The organism is Aliidongia sp. (assembly GCF_035943795.1).
Lineage (GTDB): Bacteria > Pseudomonadota > Alphaproteobacteria > ATCC43930 > CGMCC-115725 > Aliidongia.
Window position 1 is genome coordinate 18,592 of record NZ_DASZBY010000114.1, and the last position, 23,664, is coordinate 42,255.

The 23,664-nt window shown below is 67.4% G+C and carries 18 protein-coding genes; 13 read left to right on the plus strand and 5 right to left on the minus strand.

Annotated elements, in window-relative coordinates; all coding sequences use genetic code 11:
- The first annotated feature begins 20 nt into the window (after positions 1–20).
- The 7 genes from VGV37_RS22225 to VGV37_RS22255 all read left to right on the plus strand — a co-directional run bounded on the left by VGV37_RS22225 (position 21) and on the right by VGV37_RS22255 (position 8,002).
- A complete protein-coding gene (locus tag VGV37_RS22225) occupies positions 21–1,439 on the plus strand; it encodes an MATE family efflux transporter (RefSeq protein WP_326881956.1) in 1,419 nt (472 codons plus the stop codon).
- A 3-nt stretch (positions 1,440–1,442) separates the two neighbouring features.
- On the plus strand, positions 1,443–2,204 hold the full coding sequence (locus VGV37_RS22230; protein ID WP_326881957.1) for a TlyA family RNA methyltransferase: 762 nt from the start codon (positions 1,443–1,445) through the stop codon (positions 2,202–2,204).
- Entirely contained in the window at positions 2,201–3,496 is a 1,296-nt protein-coding gene (locus VGV37_RS22235) for a class I SAM-dependent RNA methyltransferase (protein WP_326881958.1), read from the plus strand. The genes VGV37_RS22230 and VGV37_RS22235 overlap by 4 nt, the downstream gene beginning before the upstream one ends.
- Positions 3,497–3,638: 142 nt before the next feature.
- Positions 3,639–5,123: a carbohydrate porin gene (locus VGV37_RS22240; RefSeq protein ID WP_326881959.1), complete on the plus strand. Its 1,485-nt coding sequence runs from the start codon at positions 3,639–3,641 to the stop codon at positions 5,121–5,123.
- 97 nt (positions 5,124–5,220) lie between these two features.
- On the plus strand, positions 5,221–6,378 hold the full coding sequence (locus VGV37_RS22245; RefSeq protein WP_326881960.1) for a hypothetical protein: 1,158 nt from the start codon (positions 5,221–5,223) through the stop codon (positions 6,376–6,378).
- Complete coding sequence (efeB, locus tag VGV37_RS22250) at positions 6,375–7,643, plus strand: iron uptake transporter deferrochelatase/peroxidase subunit (RefSeq protein WP_326881961.1); 1,269 nt, start codon at positions 6,375–6,377, stop codon at positions 7,641–7,643. Before VGV37_RS22245 ends, efeB begins: the two co-directional genes overlap by 4 nt.
- A 14-nt stretch (positions 7,644–7,657) precedes the next feature.
- Positions 7,658–8,002, plus strand: coding sequence for a cupredoxin domain-containing protein (locus tag VGV37_RS22255; protein ID WP_326881962.1), 345 nt, complete (start codon positions 7,658–7,660; stop codon positions 8,000–8,002).
- A 91-nt stretch (positions 8,003–8,093) separates the two neighbouring features.
- Here the strand turns inward: VGV37_RS22255 and VGV37_RS22260 are convergent, their stop codons facing one another.
- From VGV37_RS22260 to xylF, 4 genes are all read right to left on the minus strand, one after another.
- Positions 8,094–9,440 carry a carbohydrate porin gene (locus VGV37_RS22260; RefSeq protein WP_326881963.1) on the minus strand — a complete coding sequence of 449 codons (1,347 nt, stop codon included), beginning with the start codon at positions 9,438–9,440 and terminating at the stop codon, positions 8,094–8,096.
- A gap of 229 nt (positions 9,441–9,669) precedes the next feature.
- Positions 9,670–10,437: an ATP-binding cassette domain-containing protein gene (locus tag VGV37_RS22265; RefSeq protein ID WP_326881964.1), complete on the minus strand. Its 768-nt coding sequence runs from the start codon at positions 10,435–10,437 to the stop codon at positions 9,670–9,672.
- A gap of 23 nt (positions 10,438–10,460) precedes the next feature.
- Complete coding sequence (locus tag VGV37_RS22270) at positions 10,461–11,690, minus strand: sugar ABC transporter permease (RefSeq protein ID WP_326881965.1); 1,230 nt, start codon at positions 11,688–11,690, stop codon at positions 10,461–10,463.
- Positions 11,691–11,767: 77 nt separating this feature from the next.
- Positions 11,768–12,838 (minus strand): D-xylose ABC transporter substrate-binding protein, encoded by a 1,071-nt coding sequence (gene xylF, locus VGV37_RS22275; protein ID WP_326881966.1) that lies wholly within the window; start codon positions 12,836–12,838, stop codon positions 11,768–11,770.
- Between the two features lie 487 nt (positions 12,839–13,325).
- On the opposite strand from xylF, the gene VGV37_RS22280 reads away from it, so the two are divergent.
- The 5 genes from VGV37_RS22280 to VGV37_RS22300 all read left to right on the plus strand — a co-directional run bounded on the left by VGV37_RS22280 (position 13,326) and on the right by VGV37_RS22300 (position 18,323).
- A complete protein-coding gene (locus VGV37_RS22280) occupies positions 13,326–14,609 on the plus strand; it encodes an ROK family transcriptional regulator (RefSeq protein WP_326881967.1) in 1,284 nt (427 codons plus the stop codon).
- Positions 14,610–14,620: 11 nt separating this feature from the next.
- Positions 14,621–15,376, plus strand: coding sequence for an SDR family oxidoreductase (locus VGV37_RS22285; RefSeq protein WP_326881968.1), 756 nt, complete (start codon positions 14,621–14,623; stop codon positions 15,374–15,376).
- A 1-nt stretch (position 15,377) separates the two neighbouring features.
- Positions 15,378–16,250 (plus strand): SMP-30/gluconolactonase/LRE family protein, encoded by an 873-nt coding sequence (locus tag VGV37_RS22290; RefSeq protein WP_326881969.1) that lies wholly within the window; start codon positions 15,378–15,380, stop codon positions 16,248–16,250.
- A 72-nt stretch (positions 16,251–16,322) separates the two neighbouring features.
- Entirely contained in the window at positions 16,323–17,123 is an 801-nt protein-coding gene (locus VGV37_RS22295; RefSeq protein WP_326881970.1) for a FadR/GntR family transcriptional regulator, read from the plus strand.
- Positions 17,124–17,237: 114 nt separating this feature from the next.
- Positions 17,238–18,323, plus strand: a complete 1,086-nt coding sequence (locus tag VGV37_RS22300) for an aldose epimerase family protein (RefSeq protein ID WP_326881971.1) — start codon at positions 17,238–17,240, stop codon at positions 18,321–18,323.
- Positions 18,324–18,459: 136 nt separating this feature from the next.
- Here the strand turns inward: VGV37_RS22300 and VGV37_RS22305 are convergent, their stop codons facing one another.
- Positions 18,460–21,600 carry a DEAD/DEAH box helicase gene (locus tag VGV37_RS22305; protein WP_326881972.1) on the minus strand — a complete coding sequence of 1,047 codons (3,141 nt, stop codon included), beginning with the start codon at positions 21,598–21,600 and terminating at the stop codon, positions 18,460–18,462.
- 236 nt (positions 21,601–21,836) lie between these two features.
- On the opposite strand from VGV37_RS22305, the gene VGV37_RS22310 reads away from it, so the two are divergent.
- The gene (locus VGV37_RS22310; protein WP_326881973.1) at positions 21,837–23,621 is read left to right on the plus strand and encodes an IlvD/Edd family dehydratase; all 1,785 of its coding nucleotides are present in this window, start codon (positions 21,837–21,839) and stop codon (positions 23,619–23,621) included.
- Positions 23,622–23,664 lie beyond the last annotated feature (43 nt).

Here is a 23,664-nt window from a genome sequence, read left to right on the forward strand (position 1 = left end):
GCACCCGAAACGGATAGATCATGACCAGCATCCCGATGTCGTCCGGGCGACCGAGCCGGCGTCGGGAACTGGCCGAAATCCTCGGCCTCGCCATTCCGCTCGCCGCCGGCCAGGTCGCGACCATGCTGATGTCCATCACGGATTCCGTGATGCTGGGTCATCTGTCGAGCGAGGCCTTGGCCGCCGGCGGCCTGGGCGCCAACCTCGCCTTCATGCTGATCATCCTGATGCAAGGCCTGCAGGCCGGAATCCAGCCGCTGATCGCCCAGGCGCGCGGTGCCGGCGACGCCGGTCCGATCGGGCGCGCGGTCTGGGGGGGCCTGCTCATCGGCGGGCTCGCCGTCGTGCCGATCATGCTCCTGCTCGGCCAAGCGGATCTATTCCTGCGCCTGATCGGCGAGCCGCAGGCGATCGCCGGCCCGGTGATGGTCTATGAACGGGCGTTCCTGTGGAGCATCCCGGCGGCGGCCCTGATGGGCGTGCTGCGCTATTTCCTGTCCGCCATGGAGCGGCCGCGCGTTGCCATGCTGGTCGCCATGGGCGGCGTCGGGGTCAATCTGCTGCTCAACTGGATCCTGATCTTCGGCAATCTGGGCGCGCCGGCGTTCGGCCTCGCAGGCTCCGGCTATGCGACCTCGGTCACCTGGGGACTGATGGCGCTGGCCCTCACGATCTACATCGCGCACGCGAAGCTGCTGCCCCATGATTTCTGGCGGCTTGCGTGGGTGGAGCGGCGGCGTGGCTTCTTCGCGGTGTTCCGGCTCGGTTGGCCGATCGCCGGTATCTATGCGGTCGAGGTCGGGTTGTTTTCCGTCTCGTCGCTGCTGATGGGCTGGTTCGGCCCGGTCGCGGTCGCGGCCCATCAGATCTGCCTCGGTGTCGCCTCGCTCACCTTCATGGTGCCGCTCGCGATCGGCCAGGCGGCGACCGTACGGGTCGGATTCCACATGGGGGCGGGTGCCGTGGCGCGCGCGCGGCTCGCCGGCTTCTCGGCGATCGGGCTCGGCATCGGCTTCATGTCCTGTACCGCCGTGGCGATCGCGTTCGGCCGGCGCCTCGTCTTCGCCTTCTATCTCGATGGCGACGATCCGAACTACGACGAGGTCGTGACCCTGGGCGTCGACCTGCTGGCCGTGGCCTGCGTGTTCCAGATGTTCGACGGCGCCCAGGTCGTGGCTGCCGGCGCGCTGCGTGGGCTCAAGGACACGCGCGTGCCGATGCTGTTGGGCGCGCTGGGATATTGGGGGCTCGGCATGACGATCGGCGCGGGCCTGGCCTTCGGGATCGGGTTCGGTCCGATCGGCCTCTGGTGGGGCTTCGTCTGCGGCCTCGCCACCGTGTCGGTCCTGCTCTGCCTGCGGTTCCGGGCGTTGATGGGACGGTATCTCGCGGTCCAGATCCGGCACGGGCTGACCGGCGCCCTGGCCGAGGGCGGGTAAGTCATGGAGACCGGGGAGCGTCGCCGGCTCGACCAGGCGATGGTCGAGCGTGAGCTGGCCGACAGCCGCAGCCGGGCACGGGCCTTGATCGAGGCCGGCCTCGTCACTCTTGACGGTGCCGTCGCCGACAAGCCGTCGCGGCCGGTGACGGAGGCGACGGAGATCCGGGTGACGGGGCTCGACCATCCCTGGGTCTCGCGTGGCGGGGTCAAGCTGGTCCATGCGCTCGATCAATTCGCCATCGAGGTCGCGGGCCGGGTGGCACTCGACATCGGCGCCTCGACGGGCGGCTTCACCGACGTGCTGCTCGCGCGCGGTGTGGCAAAGGTCTATGCGGTCGACGTCGGTCACGACCAACTCGCCCCGAAACTGCGGGCCGATCCGCGCGTCCTGGTGCTGGAGCGGGTCAATGCCCGCTATCTTACGGCGGCGGAGGTTCCCGAACCGGTTTCCCTGCTGGTCTCGGATGCGAGCTTCATCGGGCTGGAGGTTCTGCTGCCGGCCTCGCTCGACCGGGCCGCCCCCGAAGCGGACCTGATCGCCCTGATCAAGCCGCAGTTCGAGGTCGGTCCCAAGCGGGTCGGCAAGGGCGGCGTGGTCAAGGACCCGGCGTTGCATCAGGCGACCTGCCAACGCATTTCCGACTGGCTCGATGCCCAGCCGGGTTGGCGGGTCATGGGCCTGCTCGAAAGCCCGATCCGCGGACCGGAGGGCAATGTCGAATTCCTGATCCATGCCCACCGGACCGAGGAGGCGGCACCGTGAGGGGCCGCTCGCGTCCGCCAGCGCGGCGCCCGGCCAGGATCGAGGTGCGCGAGATCGAGCTCACGATCGACAAGCTCGGCAGCGAGGGCGTCGGCGTCGCCCGGGTCGACGGCAAGCCGGTCCTGGTGCCCGGCGCCTTGCCCGGCGAGCGTATCCGGGCGCGTCTCGCTGGCGGTTCGGCCGAGATCACCGAAGTGCTCGAGCCCAGCCCTGACCGGGTGGCGCCCCCCTGTCGCCATTTCGGCACCTGCGGTGGCTGCGCATTGCAGCATCTGGGCTGGCGGACCTATCTCGACTTCAAGCGCGACCTGGTGGTCGAGGCCTTGCGCCGTCAGGGGTTGGGCGAGGCGCCGGTTGCCGCCATCGCTTCGAGTCCGCCAGGCACCCGCCGACGCGCTGTGTTCGAGGCGAAACGGGCCGGCGGGACCGTCGTGCTGGGTTTTCACGGCCGGGCCAGCCATCAGATCGTCGATCTCGGCGAATGCCCGGTGCTGCTGCCTGTGCTGGCCGACCTGCTGCCGGCACTCCGCGACTTGCTCAAGATCCTGCTGCCGGGCGCCGGCGGTGCCACGGTGCAGCTGGCCGCCGGGCCGGGCGGTGCCGAGGTCGGCCTGGTGCTGTCCGCCATCCCGGATCTCGGCCAGCTCGAACGGCTGGCGCTGTTCGCCGAGGCCCAGGACCTGGCGCGGCTATGGTGGCGGGTCGGCGACACCGCGCCGGTGCCGGCGGCGCAGCGCCGGTCCCTTGGCCTGCGCTTCGGCACCGTGCCGGTCGACCCGCCCTCGGGCGGCTTTCTCCAGGCGACCGCTGCGGGCGAGGCGGCGCTGACGGCGGCAGTGGTCGAGGCGATGACCGGTGCGGAGCGGGTGGCCGACCTGTTCGCCGGCTGCGGCACCTTCGGCCTGGCGCTCGGCGCCCGGGCCGAGCTCCACGCGGTCGAGGGCGATGCTGCGGCGCTGGGAGCACTGGCCGCCGCGGCCCGGCGCGCCGGCCTCGGCTTCGTCACGACCGAGCGGCGCGACCTCGAGTCCCGCCCATTGCTGGTAACCGAACTGAAACGGTTCGATGCCGTGCTGTTCGACCCGCCGCGCGCCGGGGCCAAGGCGCAGGCATTGCATCTGGCCCAGTCGACGGTGCCCGTCGTGGTCGGAGTCTCGTGCAATCCCGCGACCTTCGCGCGGGATGCCCGGATACTGGTCGACGGCGGCTACCGGCTCGAGAGCGTGTTGCCGGTCGATCAGTTCGTCTGGTCTCCGCATGTGGAACTGGTTGGTCGATTCGCGCGACCGTAACGCCCCAAAGCGTGAGGAGTTTCGCAATCGATAATCATTCTCATTGAAGATGCGAATGATTATCGCTAAGAGGGGGCGTCCGTTCGCGTCCGGTTACCCGGGCCCGCCGACGGTTCATCGCCACGCTCGGAGCCCCCTATTCATGTCGCGCCTGTCTTTTTCCTTCCGCAGCGTCGTGCTCAAGCCAGGCATCCGAACGGTCGCTGCCGGCCTGGCACTCGGGCTCATGGCGACATCGGCGATCGCCGCCCCGCCGCAGCTGCAGGCGCCGACCGAGGAGGATCTGCAGAACGACCAAGGCGGTGGCCTGTTCGGCTTCACGAACAATCTCACGCGCAGCGGCTATCTGCTGGGCGATATGTGGGGCCTGCGCTCGCAGCTGGCCAAATCCGGCATCACTTTCGCGCTCTCGGAAACCAGCGAGATCCTGGGCAACGTCACCGGCGGCGCCCATCACGGCTTCGACTATGACGGCCTGACCCAGATGGCGGTCCAGCTCGATACCAAGCGCGCGTTCGGCTGGTACGGCGGCACGTTCAATGCCAGCGCGCTGCAGATCCACGGCCGCAACCTCAGCGCCGACAATCTGGACAGTCTGCAGACCTCGAGCGGCATCGAGTCGGATCGCGCGACCCGGCTGTGGGAACTCTGGTACCAGCAGAAATTCCTGGACGAAGACCGGCTCGACGTGAAGATCGGCCAGCAGAGCCTCGACCAGGAATTCATGGTCAGCCAGAACGCGCTGCTGTTCGTCAACACCATGTTCGGTTGGCCGATGGTGCCGTCGGCCGACCTGCCCGGCGGCGGACCGGCCTATCCGCTGTCGGCGCTCGGGATCCGGGTCCGGGCCAAGCCGACCGACTCGATCACCGTGCTGGCCGGCCTGTTCAACGGCAGCCCTGTCAACAATCCCAGCGGCGATCCCCAGATGGTGAACGCGTCGGGCACGACGTTCGCGACCAATGGCGGCGGCCTCGCCATCGCCGAGGTGCAATATGCCTATCCGTCGCTCGGCACCATGCTCTATGCCGACCAGGTGGAGCCGCTGGCGCGCACCTATCGCCTGGGCGTCTGGTACGATACGGAGCGGTTCGGCGACCAGCGTTACGATAGCATCGGCCGGTCCCAGGCCAGTCCCGGCACCAGCGGCCTGCCCGCTACCCATCGCGGCGATTATGGCATCTATGGCGTCGTCGACCAGATGCTGTGGGTCGACGAGGCGGAGCCGGATCGCAGCGTCAGTATTTTCGCCCGCGTGATGGGCACGCCCGAGGTCAACCGCAACCTGATCGCGTTCAGCGCCAACCTGGGCCTGAACTTCAAGGAACCGTTCCTCGGCCGCGACGACGACACGTTCGGCATCGGCATGGGCTACGCCAAGGTCAGCAGCGGTGCTGCGGGCCTCGACCGCGATACCCAGGCGTTCGGCGGCGGCTATACGCCGACCCGGAGCAACGAGACCTATGTCGAGGCGACCTACCAATATTCGTTCGCGCCGTGGCTCCAGCTGCAGCCCGACGTCCAGTACGTGATGAACCCCGGCGGCGGCGTCGCGAATCCGACGGCCGACGGCCAGCGCATCAAGAACGAACTGGTCGTGGGTCTGCGCACGAACATCCTGTTCTAGGCGCCATTCGACGAACGCGCGTGACAGCGCAACTCATTCGCATTATCTCATGCCGGCGGCGCCCTGCGCTGCGGCCTAGACGAAAAGGACCACGTCCATGGCGCATTTCCTGAAATGCACCGCGACCCGAGCCCTGTCGGCTCTCGCCATCGCCGGGCTGGCGGCGATCCTCGCCCCGGCCCAGGCACAGGAAAGCCGGGCCTTCCTCGAAGGCGTGCGCAAGCACACCACGCTGACGACGACCGTTCCCGAGAACGGCGACCAGAATCCCTACGCCATCGTGGTGGCGCCGGTATCGATCGGCAAGATCCGACAAGACGACGTGCTGATCGACAATTTCAACGACCTGTCGAACCTGCAGGGTCTGGGCACGACCATCGTCGACTATAATCCGACTACCAAGCAGACCACGCTGTTCGCCCAGGTGCCGCGCCATCTGCCGGCATGTCCCGGCGGCGTCGGCCTGACCACGGCCATGACCATGCTCAAGACCGGCTGGGTCATCGTCGGCAGCACGCCCAGCAACGACGGCACGACCCGGACCAAGGGCGACGGCTGCCTGCTGGTGATCAGCCCGGCCGGCGAACTGGTCGCGACCTGGGCCGGACCCGAGATCAATTCGCCCTGGGGCAACATCGCCATGGTCGACAATGGTTCGACCGCCAGCCTGTTCATCAGCATGTCCGGCTTCGACGTGCCCGCGCCCGACGTCCATGACCCGGCGACCGGCCTGTCGGTGACGATCCCGAAGGCAACGGTGCTGCGGCTCGACCTCACCATCGCCGACGGCAAGCCGCCGGTCATCGCCAAGCGTACCGTGGTCGCCAACGGCTTCGGCCAGCGCGCCGACAAGGACGTGTTCCTGGTCGGACCGACGGGCCTCGCAATCGGCACGGACGGCACGCTCTACGTCTCCGATGCGCTGGAAAACCGCATCGTCGCGATCCCGGAAGCGACGACCCGCACGACCAGTGCCGGCACCGGCAAGGAGATCACCCGCGACGGGCTGATCGCCCGGCCGCTCGCCATGGTCATGGCGCCGAACGGCCATCTGCTGGTGTGCAATTCCAAGAACGGCAAGGTGGTCGAGGTCGACCCGGTCGCGGCGAAGCAGATCGCGGCGCAATGGATCGACACGGACCAGGCGCAATCGCCACCGGGCAGCGGCGACCTGTTCGGCATCGCGCTGACGCCTGACGGCAAGGGCTTCTATTACGTCGAGGACGACATGAACACTGTCGTGGAGGCGCGGTGACCGACCAGGACCGCAAACCCCCGCGCCCGTCGCGGCGCGGCTTTTTCGTCACCGCGGGCAGCCTCGTGGCCGCCGGCGGTGTCGGCTTTGGGGCGCAGGCCGCGTCGGCGCCGGTGGCGAAGCCGCCGTCCAAGCCTGCGATCGAGCCATTCTGGGGTGTGCGCCAGGGCGGCATCCTGACGCCGACCCAGAACAACACCTATTTCGCCGCGTTCGACCTGACGACGACGAAGCGCGATGACGTGGTGAAGCTGCTGCGGCTGTGGACCGAGGCGGCGGCCCGGCTGACCCGGGGCCAGCCGGCGGCGGCGTTCGGGGTCGACCAGAGCGTCCCGGCCGGCGATTCCGGCGAGGACATCGGCCTGTCGCCGGCCCGGCTGACCATCACCTTCGGCTTCGGCCCGGGCCTGTTCGTCAAGGATGGCAAGGACCGCTACGGCCTCGCGGACCAGCGCCCCGAGGCGCTGGTCGACCTGCCGCGTTTCAACGGCGACCAGCTGGTGCCGGCGCGGACCGGCGGTGACCTGTCGATCCAGGCTTGCGCCGACGATCCGCAGGTGGCGTTCCATGCGGTACGCCAACTATCGGCCATGGCTTACGACATCGCTGAGATGCGCTGGGTTCAGGCGGGTTTCAGCGCGCAGCCGGCAGGCGAAAAGACGCCGCGCAACCTGCTGGGCTTCAAGGACGGGACGCGCCAGCCCGACAAGATCGACGACATGGTCTGGGTCGGGCCGGAAGGCCCGGCATGGCTGCGCGGCGGCAGCTATCTGGTCGTGCGCCGCATCCGCATCTCGCTCGAGCATTGGGATCGGATGAACGTCGATTTCCAGGAACAGACCATCGGCCGCCACAAATATTCGGGCGCCCCGCTCGGCAAGAAGCACGAGTTCGACGCGGTCGACCTGGACAAGACCGATGCGGAAGGGATGCCGGTGATGCCGGAGAACGCCCATGTCCGCCTGTCCCACTCATCCAGCAACGACGGCGCGCAGATCTATCGGCGGGGCTATTCCTACAATGACGGCGTCGCCTTCACGGCGGAGCGCTGGCCACCCTGGAAGCAGGGCATGCTGTATGATGCCGGCCTGCTGTTCGTGGCCTATCAGCGCGATCCGCGCACCGGCTTCATCAAGATCTTCGGCAATTCGTCGAAGTTCGACATGCTCAACCAATTCGCCACCCACGTCGGCAGCGGGCTGTTCGCCTGCCCGCCGGGCGTGCAGCAAGGCGGCTACATCGGCCAGACGCTGTTCGAGGCCTGAGGGAGATCGACATCATGATCCGAATTTTCACGAACGCTCTGGCCGTCGGCGTCCTGGGGCTGACCGTGCCCGGCCCGTCGGCCCGGGCCGCCGACCCGACCGCCGTCGAACTGACGATCAAGGACCATCGCTTCACCCCGTCGGAGATCCATGTCCCGGCCGGCAAGCCGACGATCATCACCATCCATAACCAGGACGCGACGGCCGAGGAGTTCGATTCGACTGCGCTCAAGGTCGAAAAGGTCGTGGCCGGCGGCAGCACCGGGACGGTGCGGCTGCGGCCGCTGGGCGCCGGCAAATATCCGTTCATGGGCGAATATCACGCCGATACCGCCGAGGGTGTTGTCATCGCCGAATGAAAAAAGACCCCGGATCCGTGGGGAGCGGATCCGGGGCAGGCGGGGAAGCCTTCCGAAGGGTTCGGCCGGGCGGACCCGGCCGAAGATTGCCTCAGTGGTTGTAGTTCTTGGTCGGCAGGCCGAACAGTTCCGGCAGGCCGATCGCGAATTTGAGGCCGACGACGAACGTGTCGGGGATGTTCGACCGCTGGCTGGGTTCCGGCAGATTGTCCGGGTTGACGATGTATTGCAGGTTCGGCACGACGCGCAGCCAGGGGGTGATCTGGGCGCCGTAGTTCACTTCCATCATGACTTCGTTCGGATTCTGCGTCGTGGCGCTGCCGCCGGCAGCGACCCGGGAGTCGCGCAGGAAAGCCTGGCTGCGATTGCCGAAATGCAGATCGGTCACGACGAAACCGATCGTGTCATTCTCGCGGCCGGCCCACGGGCCTTTGTCGAGCAGGCCGCCTTGCAGGAAGAAGTCCGCGGTCTGCGCCGAGTCGGTGCCGGCGGTGACACCGCCGAACACATAGAGGCCGCGCTGGGCCGCGGCATCGGGCTTCCAGATCATCTGGTCGAACAGGCCATAGACCGACGTCCGGCCGCTGTGCTGCGCGTGTGCGAGGCCAGTCAGGGCCGCGGAATTGTGGGTCACGTCGAAGAACGGGTCGTTGTAGTCGCCCGAGTCGTAGAAGGCACCCACCTTGTAATGGCGGGGATAGGCGTCCGACGCGAAGGTCGTCTGGTAGCCGAATTCGACCGGGATGACATAGCCGGTCGCCCGGTCGACGCCGAAATCGAAGCCATGCGTGCTTTCGGCCCCTTGCGACGGGTCCTGCTCATAGGCGCCGATCTGGCCGTAGAGGTTGGGGGTCGGCTTGACGGTGACACGGCCGCCCCAGACACCGACCGGGAAATAGTTGAGCGAATTGTCCTGGCCGAACAGGCTCGAGTTGCCGCAGGTCGAATTGGTCTGGAAGTTACAATAGAACGACGAAGCGGCGAAATCGCCGGGAGCGTCGGTTCGGCCGACCAGGAATTCAACGTGGTCGTCGAGGATCGCCTGATCCCAGGTCAACTCGGTCAGCCGGTAGGTCTGGCCGCCGCCGTAGACTTCCTGCACCGACACGCTATTGCCGATGTTGGTCGCCGCCAGGTTCTGGCCATGGCGGTCGCTGAACGTCAGATGGATCGCCGAGTTGCCGAGCCCGGCGATCTTGCCCATGTCGAAATCGGCGCCGATGTCGACCTGACCGGCATAGCGTGCGCTTTGCGAGTTGCCGCCCGATGGGTTGGCGGCGAATTCACCGACATAATGGCCACGCAGGAAGATCCCGTCGTTCAAAAGATCATTGCCGAACTGGCTCAAAGCCGTCGGGTTCTGCACCACCTGCGCCGAAGCCGGCGATGCCAACCCCATCACGGCCGCCATGGTCAGTCCGCCGAGTGCGGCTCTCATTCTTGTCCCTGCCATTTTTCCCTCCCTGTCTCGATCGTCTGTCCGATTTGTCGTTGCTCGAGGCAAAGCCTCACCCTGTCGCGGCCGAAGCGTGTCGGTGCGGCGGGGTCTTCCCGGTTCGTTGGCGGATGCGGGATCGGGTCGGCCGGCGTCAGTCCGGGCCGCTCGGATATCCCGCTAGGGTGCTTGTCGGTTCACCGATCGCTCGTCTCCTCCCGATCTGGCGCGGTCATGCGGCGATCTTCGGCCGTTTGCCCAGGATGATCATGGCCAGCACGTCATCCTGGGTGACGTCCTGGGTCCTGACCGTGCCGACCAGCTTGCCGTTCTTCATCACGCTGATGCGGTCGGCGAGGTCGAACACGTCGTGGATATCGTGGCTGATCAGGAAGATGCCGATGCCCTTGGCCTTGAGCCGGGTGATGAGGTCGGCGACCTGGCGCGTCTCGTGCGGACCCAAGGCGGCGGTCGGCTCGTCCATGATCAGAATGCGGGCGTTGAAATGCAGCGCGCGGGCGATCGCGACGGATTGGCGCTGGCCGCCCGACAGGTTCTTCACCGGCTCCTTGATACGGGTGAAGTTCGGGTTGAGCTCGAGGATCGCCTGCCGGGCCGCGTGCTCCATCGCGGCATCGTCGAGCGTGCCCCATCGGGTCATGAGTTCGCGCCCGAGGAACAGGTTGCCGGGCGCGTCGATGTTCTCGGCCAGCGCCAGGGACTGGTAGATCGTCTCGATCCCCAGCGCCTTGGCGTCGCGGGGGGCATCGATCTGGGCGGGCCTGCCGTCGATCAGGATCTGGCCGGCGCTTGCCCGATAGGCGCCGGACAGGATCTTGATCAGGGTCGACTTGCCGGCGCCGTTATGGCCAAGCAGGGCCACGACCTCGCCCGGATAGAGATCGACGCTCACGTCGTCGACCGCCTTGATGCCACCGAAATGGATCGAGATGTTGCGCATCTCGACCAGCGGGTTGACGCCCATGGGGGATGAGGTCATCGGGCTCTCTCCGGCCGCGGCGCTCACAGGCGCCGCCGCTGATAGCTGGTGTCGATCCAGACGGCGAGGATCAGCACCAGGCCGATCACCACGTTCTGCATGGGGGTGGGCAGGCCCAGCAGGATCATGCCGCTCTGCAGGCTCTGCATGAACACGGCGCCGACGATGGCGCCCGAGATCGTGCCGGTACCGCCGGCGAGCGAGGTGCCGCCGATCACCGCTGCCGCGATCACGCTCAGTTCCAAGAGCTCGCCGGTCGAATTGGCCCCGGCATTGAGGCGCGCCGTCTGCACCGCGCCGGCGATTCCGGCCAACAGACCCATCAGCGCGAACACGGCCATGATGACCAGACGCGTGTTGATGCCGGCTAGCTGGGCGGCCTCGGGATTGCCGCCGATGGCGAAGACGTAGCGGCCGAACTTCGTGACCTTGGTCACCGCCGACATGACGCAGACCGCACCGATCAAGATCAGCACCGGGACCGGAATCCCCTGGGCGACGTCCGTGCGCGGCCGATCATAGGCGTTCATCACCAGGATGAACCCGACGATGCCGGCGACGATGATGCCGGTCACCAGCAGCTCGGCCCAGACCGGGCGGACCGCGAAGCCATAGCGTTGCCGCCGCCGACGCGCCATGGCCGCCCGGGCGAGGACGAGCGCGATGCCGGCAAGGCCGACCATCCAGCTCCAGAACGCGCCGATCGAACCCAGCAGACCGCCGCCCATCAACTGGAACGTCTCGTCGAGGGGCGCCACGGTCTGCCCTTCGGTCACGGTCCAGGCGAGGCCGCGGAAGATCAGCAGGCCACCCAGGGTGACGATGAAGGACGGCACCCCGCGGTGCGCGATCCACCAGCCCTGGGCGGCGCCGATCGCGGCGCCAAGCGCCAGGCCCAGGCCCAGCGAGGCGACCCAGTTCCAGCCGGCACCGACCGGAAAGACCTGGGCCTGGAGCACCGCCATGATCATGCCGACGAAGCCCAGGACGGATCCGACCGACAAGTCGATGTGCCGCGTCACGATGACCAGCACCATGCCGGTCGTCATGATGCCGACGACGCTCGTCTGCACCGCGAGGTTCCACAGGTTGCGCGCGGTCAGGAAGATGCCGTCGGTCAAGAGATCGAACCCGACCCAGATCACCGCGACCGCGGCGATCATCGCCAGCAGGCGCAGGTCGACCTCGAGCGCGCTTTTCAGATCCTGAGCCCCGCCCTTATGGGCGACGGGCGATTGGGCCAACGACATCATGGGGCCTGGTCCGTCCTCGAAAAAGATGGTCCGGTCGATCGGCGGCCCTGGCGGGACCGATCGACCGGCGACGAAGTCTATTTGCAGGCGGCCGGCGCCTTGGCCGGGTCGACGCCCTGGCAGACGACTTCCTTGGTGACCCAGCCGGCCTTGATCACCACGTCCAGATTGTCTTTGGTGATGCCGACCGGCGTCAGGAACACTGCGTCCATCGCGACCTTCTTCGGTCCTTCGTTGAATTTTTTGACGTTAGGCAGCTTGTCGGGTGTCGTGCCCTTGGCCATCGCCACGGCCGCCTCGGCCGCGGTCGTGCCCAGCAACCGCGCGTCCTTCCAGACGCTGACCGTCTGCAGGCCGCGGGCGATGCGGTTCAGGGCCGCCTTGTCGCCGTCCTGGCCCGAGACCGGGATGCCGGCCAGACCCTGGGCCTGCAGCGCCGCGACGGCACCGCCGGCGGTGCCGTCGTTGGCCGCGATGACCGCATCGACTTTGTTGTTGGCCTTGGTCAGGATCTGTTCCATCTCGCGTTGGGCGTTCTCCGGCAGCCAGCCGGGGGTATATTCCTCGCCGACCACCTTGATCGCACCCGAATCGATGGCGGGCTTCAGGACGTCGATGTTGCCGGCATGCAGGAAGTCGGCATTGGGGTCGCTCGACGAACCCTTGATCAGGACGTAATTGCCCTTGGGTGCCGCCTTCTCGATCGCCCGCGCCTGAATGCGGCCGACCTCGCGATTGTCGAAGGTCAGATAGAACACGCCGGGGCTCTCGATCAGCCGGTCATAGCCCACGACCGGGATGCCCTCGGCCTTGGCCTTATCGATCGCGGGCTGGATGGCGCTCGTATCCTGGGCCAGGATGATCAGCGCCGTGGCGCCGCGGGCGATCAGGCTTTCGACGTCCGACAGCTGCTTGGTCGGCGAGCTTTGCGCATCGGCGCCGATATAACTGGCGCCGGCCTTGGTCAAGGCCGCCTTGATCGCCGCCTCGTCGGTCTTCCAGCGTTCTTCCTGGAAGTTCGACCAGCTTACGCCGACGACGATCTTCTTGTCGGCGGCCGCGGCCGGACCGGATGCGGCCAGCAGGCCGCCGACCAGGACCAGCGCCAGGCCTGTGCCGCCCAGAATTTGGTTGCGAAGTTCCCTCATCTTGTCGCGTCTCCCTGACCGCTATTGTTCTTGGATTTGGTCGAGCGGCCGTCGAGGGCCGCTTCGTCGGCTAAATGCCGGGCGTTCGAACGAGCCTGGCCTATCGAAACGGGGAGGGACGGCGGTGCATCGGCAACGGGACGGCCGGATGGCGCGACATCCTGCGGCGTTGGTCCGAGACCATGGCATCCTCCCCTGATTCTTGACCCGATGTTGGGTCTATTTTTGTCAACTACACGATCATAATTCGATCATGAATCTGATGCTGTCAAGCGTTTGATGCAACGCTCCTGCGTGTCAATTGCGGGATAATCTCGCAAGGAAGGGCGATTTCACAAAAATATGGAGTAAACGGTGATGGTGCCCGGTGGTTCCAAATCTTTTGAATTGCGATTTTTGTAGATATCGCGGAAAAAATCAGGGGAGAGTACCTAGTACGGAACGGGCCGCGCGGCATCGGTCGTGCACGGGGACGGAACGGTCCGCGATGGCTCATCCAAGGCGGGACTACGGCATGGATGCGATGCAGACCGGAGATACGGAACTCATTCGGGCGATCAACCGCTTCCACGTGCTGGATACGATCCGCCAGTTCGAACCGATTTCCCGTGCCGAGATCGGTGAGCGCACGCAACTCAGCCGCACAACCGTTTCCGCGATCATCACGGCCCTGCTGGACGAGGGCGTCATCTATTACGACGAGGGCGAGGCGCCGGGCAGCCCGAAATCGATCGTCGGGCGCGGCCGTCCCCGCGTCCTGCTCCGCATGAATCCCAACGCCGCCTACGTCGTAGGCGCCAAGCTGTCGATGCATCAGGTGTCGATCACCGTCACCAACCTCCGGGCCGATCCATTGTCGTGCCTGGTGCTGCCGGTCCGGACCTGGCGGTTGGGCGCGGCGCTGATCGCCGACCTGCTCGAAGACGGCATCCGCGCTACCGTCGCCAAGGCCGGCATCACCATGGCGCAGATCGCCGGCGTCGGCGTCGGCCTGCCGGGCTTCATCGATTCGGTCGCCGGCATCGCCCATTGGAGCCCGATCCTCGCGGCCGAACTGGCGCCGGTGCCGCTCGCCCGCATGCTGAGCGACCGGCTGGGCGTCTCCGCCGTGATCGAAAACGACGCCAACCTCGTCACCCTGGCCGAGCGCTGGTTCGGCCACGGGCAAGGGGTCGATAATTTCGTTGTCGTAACGGTCGAGGCCGGCATTGGCATGGGCCTGTTCATCAATGGCGACCTCTATCGGGGCCACCACGGCATGGGCACGGAATTCGGCCATTCCAAGATCGACCGGAACGGACCGTTGTGCCGCTGCGGCCAGTATGGCTGCGTCGAGGCCTTTGCCGCCGACTACGCCATCCTGCGCGAGGCGCGCAAGATCATCGATCTGCCGCCGACGGACGACGAGCCGTCGATCGAGGCGGCGGTGCGCGAGATCACCCGGCTTGCCCGCGAGGGTCACCAAGGCCTGCTGGCCGTGTTTGCGACGGCAGGCGAGATACTGGGACTGGGCATCGCCAATCTGGTCAACGTCATCGACCCCGGCAAGGTCATCATCTCGGGCGCCGGCATGCGGGCGGCCGATCTGCTGGAGCCCGCGGTCCGCGCCGCGGTCGCGGCCAATTCGCTGCGGGTGCTGAACGGCCGCTGCGAAATCATCTTCCATGACTGGACCGACGAGGTCTGGGCGCGCGGTGCGGCCTCGCTCGTGCTGCAGGGGCTGTACCGGCTGCCGTGGAGCCGCAATGCCCGCATCGAAATGGCGATTTAGAAAGGGACGGAATGACTGAATTCGCGACATATCCGAGCCTTGCGGGGCGTACGGTCCTCGTCACCGGGGGTGCCTCCGGCATCGGCGCCTCGGTCGTCGAACATTTCGCGGCACAAGGCGCCCGGGTCGGCTTCATCGATCTCGATGCCGATGCCGGCGCCGAACTGCAGCAGCGGCTGGGCGACGCGGTCCGGTTCGAGGCGGCCGACCTGCGCGACATCGCGGCGCTGCACCGGGCGATCGCCGCCGTCCGCGCCGCGTTCGGCCCGATCGCGGTGCTGGTCAACAATGCCGCCCGTGACGACCGCCATACGATCGACGAGGTCACACCCGCATTCTGGGACGAGCGGATGGCGACCAACCTCAAGCATCAGTTCTTCGCCGCCCAGGCGGTGAAGGACGACATGATCGCGGCCGGCGGCGGCGCGATCGTCAATATGAGCTCCATCAGCTTCCTCTTGGGCCAGGGCGGCATGCCGGTCTACCTGACGGCGAAATCGGCGATCGTCGGCCTGACCCGGGCGCTGGCGCGCGATCTGGGCCCGCACAAGATCCGGGTGAACGCGCTCTTTCCCGGCTGGATCATGACCGAGAGGCAGATCAAGCTGTGGCTGACGCCGGAGTCCGAGGCCGAGATGTTGAAAGGGCAATGCATTCCGGACAAGCTGTTCCCGCCGGATATCGCGCGCATGGCATTGTGGCTCGCGGCCGACGACAGCCGCCTGGTGACGGCGCAGAATTTCGTCGTCGATGGCGGCTGGACCTGACATGCGCATCGAATGCGTCGTGCCGGCCCGGGCGCTGGTCGGCGAAGGGCCGATCTGGGACGATCGGGGCCGGGTCGTCTGGTGGGTCGACATCAAGGCGCCGGCGCTGCACCGCTACGAACCGGCGACGGGTGCCACCAAATCCTGGCCCATGCCGAGCCGGCTCGGCACGGTGGCGCTGCGCGAGCGGGGCGGGCTGGTCGGTGCCTTCAAGGACGGCTTCGCGCTGATCGATCCCGACAGCGGGGCTATCACGCCGCTGGCCGACCCGGAGGCGCATCTGCCCGGCAACCGGTTCAACGACGGCGGCGTGGATGCGGCCGGCCGGTTCTGGGCCGGCACCATGGACGATGGAGAAAAGGATCCGACCGGCCATCTTTACCGGCTCGATCCGGATGGCAGCGTGACCGGGTTCGAGGCCGCCATCGCGATCACCAACGGGCTCGACTGGTCCCTGGACGGGCGGACCTTCTACGTCGCCGACACGCCCGGCGGCATGATCCTCGCCTATGACTTCGACATGGCGACCGGTCGGCCCGGGGCGCGGCGCCTGTTTGCACGGGTGCCGGACGCTGCGGGCCATCCGGACGGGCTGGTGGTCGATGAAGAGGATCACGTCTGGGGCGCCCATTGGGGTGGCGCGCGCCTGACCCGCTATCGGCCGGACGGGTCGATCGAGCGAGTCGTGGCCATGCCGGCGCCCCAGGTGACGAGCGCGTGTTTCGGCGGCGCGGACCTCGATGTGCTCTACGTCACGACGGCCGCGATCGGCCTCGATGCGGCGGCTCTCGCGGCCTGTCCCGATGCCGGCGGGCTGTTCGCCGTCACCGGCCTCGGCATCCGGGGCCGGCCGTCACGGCGCTTTGCCGGTTGAGTCATTTCCGGCAAGCGGAAAATCTCCGAGTGTGACAATCTCGCTGATCGAGCCACCACCTGTGAAGAAGTGATGCCGAGAGCAAAGCCACCGACCCGCCCCGACCGAACCTTTTCCCGCAGCAGCGTGCACGGCCAGGTCGCCCACGAGATCGGTCTGAAGATCGTGCGGGGCGAATTGGCCCCCGGCAGCTTCCTTCCGACCGAGGAGGAACTGAGCGCCCGGCTGGGCGTCAGCCGCACGGCGCTGCGCGAGGCGATCAAGCTGATGGCGGCCAAGGGGCTGGTGCAGTCGCGCCGCAAGGCCGGCACGCGCGTGCGGCCCCGGTCCGAATGGAACATGCTCGATCCCGACATGCTGGCCTGGCAATTGGCCGCGGCGCCGGCGGAGCGTTTCGTCAAGGACCTGTTCGAGCTGCGGCTGATGATCGAACCGCAGGGCGCCCGGCTCGCGGCCCTGCGCCGGACCGATGAGGATCTGGCCCGGCTCAAGGACGCCTATGCGGGCATGGCGGCGGCCGGCAACGATGCCGATCGCTGGGAGGAGCCGGACATGCGCTTCCACCAATCGCTGCTGTCGGCCACCCACAACGAGTTGATGGAGCCGTTGGGCGCGCTGATCGAAACCGCGCTCGCCATGGGCTTCCGCCTGTCCAACGCCTCACCCGGCGGCCCGCGCCATGCGCTGGAGATGCACAAGGCGATTCTGGATGCGGTCGTGGCCGGCGATGGCGAGGGCGCCCATCGACGCATGGTCGAACTGCTCGACAACACCATGATCGACGTCCATCGGGCGCTCGACTGGGCGCGCAATCAGCCCGGTGCGCCCGACCCGATCGAAGCCGCGCTCAGCGCCTCGCTGCGTCGAGGCTGACCGGACAAACCGGCCTATCCTCATACAAAATGACTTGACCTGCTCGCCGGGCGGCGCGTTCCTGGGATGATCGAGGCCGCGGGCGTGACGCGCCCGTTCGCAGGAGACTGGCCGATGACGGCAGAGGGAGTGCTGACCCGGATCGTCCGGGCCCCGTTCGGGCGACTGGCCGACGGAACGGAAATCGAGGCCTTTCGCGTGACCAACGCGGCGGGGTTCGCGGTGACCCTGCTGACCTATGGGGCCACGATCCAGGCCGTCGAGGCCCCCGACCGGCACGGGATGTTCGCCGATCTGGTGATGGGCTATGCCAGCCTCCAGGACTATGTCGACAAGCCGCAGTTCTTCGGCACGATCGTCGGCCGTTACGGCAACCGGATCGCCGGCGGTCGCTTCACGCTCGATGGCCAGGAATATCGGCTGGCGCAGAATAGCCCGCCGAACGCGCTGCATGGCGGCGTGAAGGGTTTCGACAAGGCGGCCTGGACCGTCGAGGAAGTGCTCGAGGGCGCGGAAGCCTCGCTGCGCCTGTCCTACGTCAGCGCCGATGGCGAGGAGGGCTATCCCGGTCGCCTCGCGGTGCAGGTGACTTACCGTGTGGGTGCCGACAATGCGCTCACGATCGAATACCAGGCGACGACCGACCGGCCCACCGTGCTCAACCTGACCAACCACAGCTATTTCAACTTAGGTGGCGAGGGCTCGGGCGACGTGCTGGAGCATGTCGCCCTGCTCGATGCCGACGGCTTCACGCCGATCGACGAGAAGCTGATCCCGACCGGCGAGATCCGGCCGGTCGCCGGTACGCCATTCGATTTCCGCACGCCCAAGCGAATCGGCGACGATGTGCGGGACGGGCGCGACCTGCAGATCTTCTACGCCCGTGGCTACGATCATAATTTCGTGCTGCGCGAGCGGCAGCCGGGAACGCCGACCCCGGCGGCCCGCGTGGTCGATCCGGTATCGGGCCGGGCGCTCGAGGTGCTGACCGACCAGCCGGGCGTACAGTTCTATACCGCCAATTTCCTGCTGGGCACGCGGGTCGGCAAGTCCGGCCGGCTCTATCGCCAGGGGGATGCCTTCTGCCTGGAAACCCAGCATTTCCCGGATTCGCCGAACCACCCGGAATTCCCCTCGACCGTGCTGCGCCCGGGCGAGACCTTCCGGTCGACTACGATCCTCCGCTTCTCGGTGAAGTGAGGTGCCTCAATCTCGTCATGCCCGCGCAGGCGGGCATCCAGCAAGAGCCGCGTCCGCGGCGACGAGACTCTTTGTCCGCGCTACCGTGCGAAATTGCTGGATTCCCGCCTGCGCGGGAATGACGGAGAGAGCGGAGCTACGCCGCTTCCTGGTCCTTCGCCTCGCCGAACAGATAGTCGATGTCGTCAAGCTCGATGCCCTTGAACTCGCCCTCGGCGCCCAGCGCGATGTTGGCCAGCGCCGCCTTGCGGTCCTGCAGTTCGACGATGCGTTCCTCGACCGTGCCGGCCGCAATCAGCTTGTAGACGAACACCGATTTGGTCTGACCGATGCGGTGGGCGCGGTCGGACGCCTGGTCCTCGGCGGCGGGATTCCACCACGGATCATAGTGGATGACCGTATCGGCGGAGGTCAGGTTCAGCCCGCGGCCGCCCGCCTTCAGACTGATCAGGAACAACGGCACCTCGAGCGCCTCGAACCGCCTGACCGGGGTCGCGCGGTCGACCGTGTCGCCGCGCAGCTCGACGAAACCGATGTCGACCTTGCGGACCGCCTCCTTGATCAGATCGAGCATCGAGGTGAATTGCGAGAACAGCAGGATGCGCCGGCCTTCGGCGATCATCTCGACCATCATCTCCATCAGCTCGTCGAGCTTGCTCGACATCAGCACTTCGCGCGCGGCCGGCAGCTTGACCAGGCGCGGGTCGCAGCAGACCTGGCGCAGCTTCAACAGCGCATCCAGCAACACGATCTTGCCCTGGCCCGGATTGCGCTCGGCCAGCTCGTGCCTGAGCTTGTCGTAGAGCGTGACGCGGATCGTCTCGTACAGCTCGCGCTGTTCGGGGGCGAGCGAGACGCGGCGGATGATCGTGTGCTTGGGCGGCAGGTCGCTCGCCACCTCGGCCTTGGTCCGGCGCAGGATGAACGGACGGATGCGGCGGATCAGCTGGTCGCGCCGGACCTCGTCGCCCTTCTTCTCGATCGGCGTGCGGAAGCGCTTGGCGAAGCCGCGCCGATCGCCCAGCAGGCCCGGCATCAGGAACGCGAACTGTGCCCACAGCTCTTCGAGGTTGTTCTCGATCGGCGTGCCGGACAGACACAGCTTGTGCCGGGTCTTCAATTGGCAGACCGCGCGGAAGGTCTTGGATTCCGGGCTCTTGATCGCCTGCGCCTCGTCGAGCACGACCAGGTGCCATTCCATCTCGGCCATGATCTCGATGTCGCGGGCCAGCACGGTATAGGTCGTGATCACGATCTCGGTGTCGCCCAGCGCGTCGCGCCGTTCGTGGCGGTCGAGCCCATGCAGCACGGCGATGCGCAGGTGCGGCGCGAACTTGTGCAGCTCGGCCGACCAGTTGGCGACCAGGCTGGTCGGCAGCACGATCAGCACCGGGCGGTCGAGCCGGCCGGTCCGCTCCTCCTCGACGATATGGGCGATGGTCTGGGCGGTCTTGCCCAGGCCCATGTCGTCGGCCAGGATGCCGGCGATGCCGTGGTTCGACAGATGCTGCAGCCAATCGAGACCCTGGGCCTGATAGGGACGCAGGACGCCCTTGAACAGGGCGGGCACGGCCACCGGTTCGACCGACAGGTCGTCGCGGAAGCGCTCGACATAGCTGCGGATATGGGCGGCGTTCTGCCAGCGCGCGATCAGCACCTCTTCCAGGTCGAGCACGGCCGGCGCTTCGCTTGCCGGCAGCAGCAGGTTGCCCGACGGGGTGCGGCGCGACGCCTCGATCAGGTCGCTCATGGTCGCCAGCATGCGGGCGATCCGCTCGACCGGCAGGGCCAGCACGCGGCCGTCGTCCAGCACCGTATGGATCTTGCCGTCGACCTGCGGAATGGCGTCGAGGCCGCCCTGGTCCAGGATGCGGGAGAGGATCGGCAGCAGCGGCAGGCGCACGCCCTCGACCTCGATGCCCAGTTCCAGCGAGAACCAGCCGCCCTCGTCGTCGGACAGGCGCATGTCGATCTCGCCGATGACATCCACGACCTGCGGGCCGAAGCCGTCCTGGATTTCGGCGCGCCAGCCCAATGCTTCCAACGCCGGCACGCGGTCGGAAACGAAGCGCTGCCAGCGCTCGCCGGCGTCTTTGCCGCGGAACAGGTAGATGCGCTTACCCTTGGCCTGGCCCTTGGTCTGGACCCGGATCTGCATGAAGCCTTCCTCGCGCAGCTGGGCCTCGGCCTTGGTCTCGGCCGCCCGGTCGCGGCGCAGGAAGGTGGGCTCGCCGGTGCCGTCCTCGATGCGGACGAACTGGCGCTCGTCGTCGGGCTCGGCAATACCGCTGTCATAGCCGAAGACCAGGGTCAGGGCGTCGACCTGCTGAATCCGGCCCATTTCGTCCGGCCCTTCGATGCGGGCCAGGCGCAGCACCGGCACCATCGGCCGGTCGAGGATGACCAGGTCGGCGGGCGTCGCGCGCGGGGGGACGACGCGGGCCGGGGCCGTGACGCGAAGGCCGATCGTGCCGCGCCGGCCGGCCGCGGGGCGCTTCGTGGCGCTCGCGCTGGGCGCGCGCGGCACGGCCATGCCCAGATGGCCGCTGTGGGCGTCGACGTACCACAGGCTGGTGCCCGCCCGCAGCACGGCGGATTTCGGCGGCAGCTCGGGCAGCTGGGCCGCGTCGAACACGCGCTGCGGACCCTTGATCAGCCGCTTGTTGGACGGCTTCCAGCGCGCGAGGCCGGAACTGACCAGCTGGTCGAGCAGCCGGGCCGCCACCTGGGGCTCCGACATGGCGAGGGACACGCGCGTCTCGTCGCCGCCGATCAATCGTGCCAGGGCACGCTCGGCCGGCGACCGCTCGATCTCCTCGCCGATGCGGCGCGGGCTGACCGGCTCGACCTGGCCGGTCCGGTCGTGCTCCAGCACCGGCGAGACGAAGCAGCAGCTGTCGCCGCTGCCGGGCTCCAGCAGGAACACCAGGCGGGTGCGTTCCTTGGGCGGGGCCGACAGCAGGTTGGCGAGGAAGCTCTGCTGCTGCTGGCGGCGCCATTCCGGGTATTTGTCGAGCACGCCCAGGGCCGAGGCCGCCAGATGCAGGCAATGCTGCTGGCCGCAGGTGCATTGGCCGGGGAAGATGACGCGGCTGCTGACCACGGCAGGGCTGATGCTGCCGCGATACTGCCGGTCGCCTTCCTTGACGACACCCTGGATCGTGTCGCCGTCGATGTGGAGCGCCACGCCGCCGGCCAGCAACAGCGTGCGGCCTCGGGCGAGCGTGCGGGCGTCGAAAGCGCGGCCGAGATCCTCGGACGAATACGGAATTGCCATGGGGTGGGGGCTACGCCGCTCTGCGGTGAGATAAAGGAATCGTGGTTCTGCGGCCATACGCCGGTCGCGGTCAAGCGAATGACGGTGATCGGGGGGCTGGCATCTCCCAAACTTGGTGCGATCGGCGCCGCGTGCAAGACTGGCGGCCGTCATGGCTGCCGGGCGTGATGGGTTCGAAATCACCGGACGAGTCCCGTTTGGACCGGGCCGGCGACGTGACGAGGGAGTTCTAGAGAATGGCTGACAATCAAGGCCGCAAGCTGCGCAGCCAGCTTTGGTGGGACAATCCGGACAATCCGGGGATGACCGCGCTCTATCTGGAGCGCTACCTGAATTTCGGCCTGACGCGGCAGGAGCTGCAGTCGGGCAAGCCGGTGATCGGCATCGCCCAGACCGGCAGCGACCTGTCGCCCTGCAACCGCCACCACATCGAGCTCGCGCAACGGGTTCGCGACGGTATCCGCGACGCCGGCGGCCTGCCGATGGAATTCCCGGTCCATCCGATCCAGGAGACCGGCAAGCGGCCGACCGCGGCGCTCGACCGCAACCTGGCCTATCTGGGCCTGGTCGAGGTGCTGTACGGCTATCCGCTCGACGGCGTCGTGCTGACGACGGGCTGCGACAAGACGACGCCGGCCATGCTGATGGGGGCGGCGACCGTCGACCTGCCGGCGATCGTGCTGTCCGGAGGGCCGATGCTCGACGGCCATTTCGAGGGCGAACTCGCCGGTTCCGGCACGGTGGTCTGGGAAGCGCGCCGGCGCCATGCCCTGGGCCTGCTCGATTATGCGAAATTCATCGACATGGTCGCGGCCTCGGCCCCGAGCGTCGGCCATTGCAACACCATGGGCACGGCCAGCTCGATGAACGCCATGGCCGAGGCGCTGGGCATGTCGCTGCCCGGCTGCGCCGCAATCCCCGGGCCCTACCGCGAGCGCCAGCAGATCGCCTACGAGACCGGCAAGCGCGCGGTGGCCCTGGTGCGCGAGAACCTGAAGCCGTCCGACATCATGACCCGCGCGGCGTTCGAGAACGCGATCGTCGTGGCGTCCGCGATCGGTGCCTCGACCAACTGCCCGCCCCATGTCAACGCCATCGCCCGCCACATGGGCGTGGCGCTCGACAATGACGACTGGGACCGCATCGGCTACGAGATCCCGTTGCTGGTCAACATGCAGCCGGCCGGCAAGTACCTGGGCGAGAGCTATTATCGTGCCGGCGGCCTGCCGGCGGTGCTGGGCGAGTTGAAGCGCCATGGCCATCTGCGCGAGCAGGCGGTGACCGTGACCGGCAAGACCATCGGCGAGATCACGGGCGACGCCAAATCGACCGATCCGGAAGTCATCCGCGCCTGGGACAATCCGCTCAAGGAAAAGGCCGGCTTCGTCCAGCTCAAGGGCAACCTGTTCAACAGCGCGATCATGAAGACCTCGGTCATTTCCGAGGAATTCCGCCAGCGCTATCTGGTGACGCCGGGCGACGAGGACGCGTTCGAGGGCAGGGCGATCGTGTTCGACGGGCCGGAGGACTATCACCATCGGATCAACGACCCCGCGCTCGCCATCGACGCCCATTGCATCCTGGTGATCCGCTATTGCGGTCCCGTGGGCTATCCGGGCTCGGCCGAGGTGGTGAACATGCTGCCGCCCGACGCGCTGGTGAAGCAGGGCGTCAACGAGCTGCCCTGCATCGGCGACGGCCGCCAGAGCGGCACGTCCGGCAGTCCGTCGATCCTGAACGCCTCGCCCGAGGCCGGTGTCGGCGGCGGCCTGGCGCTGCTGCAGACCGGCGACCGCGTCCGCATCGACCTGAAGAAGCGTAGCGCCAACATCATGATCACCGATGGCGAACTCGCCCAGCGGCGCCGGGACCTGAAGCTGCCGGAACTGGTCAACCAGACACCCTGGCAGGAAATCTACCGCGCCCATGTCGGCCAGCTCGACACCGGCGGCGTGCTGGAAACGGCGGTCAAATACCAGCGCATCGCGGAGACCTTCGGGGTGCCGAGGGATAACCACTAGAAGCAGCTTCTCCTTTCGTCATGGCCGGGCTCGACCCGGCCAT

Bases quoted from the DNA above. Each gene is read 5' to 3' on its own strand.
- VGV37_RS22240 (WP_326881959.1), top strand. From the start codon at position 3,639: ATGTCGCGCCTGTCTTTTTCCTTCCGCAGCGTCGTGCTCAAGCCAGGC.
- VGV37_RS22290 (WP_326881969.1), top strand. From the start codon at position 15,378: ATGCGCATCGAATGCGTCGTGCCGGCCCGGGCGCTGGTCGGCGAAGGG.
- VGV37_RS22255 (WP_326881962.1), top strand. From the start codon at position 7,658: ATGATCCGAATTTTCACGAACGCTCTGGCCGTCGGCGTCCTGGGGCTG.
- VGV37_RS22280 (WP_326881967.1), top strand. From the start codon at position 13,326: ATGGCTCATCCAAGGCGGGACTACGGCATGGATGCGATGCAGACCGGA.
- VGV37_RS22270 (WP_326881965.1), bottom strand. From the start codon at position 11,690: ATGATGTCGTTGGCCCAATCGCCCGTCGCCCATAAGGGCGGGGCTCAG.
- VGV37_RS22265 (WP_326881964.1), bottom strand. From the start codon at position 10,437: ATGACCTCATCCCCCATGGGCGTCAACCCGCTGGTCGAGATGCGCAAC.
- VGV37_RS22245 (WP_326881960.1), top strand. From the start codon at position 5,221: ATGGCGCATTTCCTGAAATGCACCGCGACCCGAGCCCTGTCGGCTCTC.
- VGV37_RS22285 (WP_326881968.1), top strand. From the start codon at position 14,621: ATGACTGAATTCGCGACATATCCGAGCCTTGCGGGGCGTACGGTCCTC.
- VGV37_RS22310 (WP_326881973.1), top strand. From the start codon at position 21,837: ATGGCTGACAATCAAGGCCGCAAGCTGCGCAGCCAGCTTTGGTGGGAC.
- VGV37_RS22305 (WP_326881972.1), bottom strand. From the start codon at position 21,600: ATGGCAATTCCGTATTCGTCCGAGGATCTCGGCCGCGCTTTCGACGCC.
- xylF (WP_326881966.1), bottom strand. From the start codon at position 12,838: ATGAGGGAACTTCGCAACCAAATTCTGGGCGGCACAGGCCTGGCGCTG.
- VGV37_RS22230 (WP_326881957.1), top strand. From the start codon at position 1,443: ATGGAGACCGGGGAGCGTCGCCGGCTCGACCAGGCGATGGTCGAGCGT.
- VGV37_RS22260 (WP_326881963.1), bottom strand. From the start codon at position 9,440: ATGAGAGCCGCACTCGGCGGACTGACCATGGCGGCCGTGATGGGGTTG.
- VGV37_RS22295 (WP_326881970.1), top strand. From the start codon at position 16,323: ATGCCGAGAGCAAAGCCACCGACCCGCCCCGACCGAACCTTTTCCCGC.
- VGV37_RS22300 (WP_326881971.1), top strand. From the start codon at position 17,238: ATGACGGCAGAGGGAGTGCTGACCCGGATCGTCCGGGCCCCGTTCGGG.
- VGV37_RS22225 (WP_326881956.1), top strand. From the start codon at position 21: ATGACCAGCATCCCGATGTCGTCCGGGCGACCGAGCCGGCGTCGGGAA.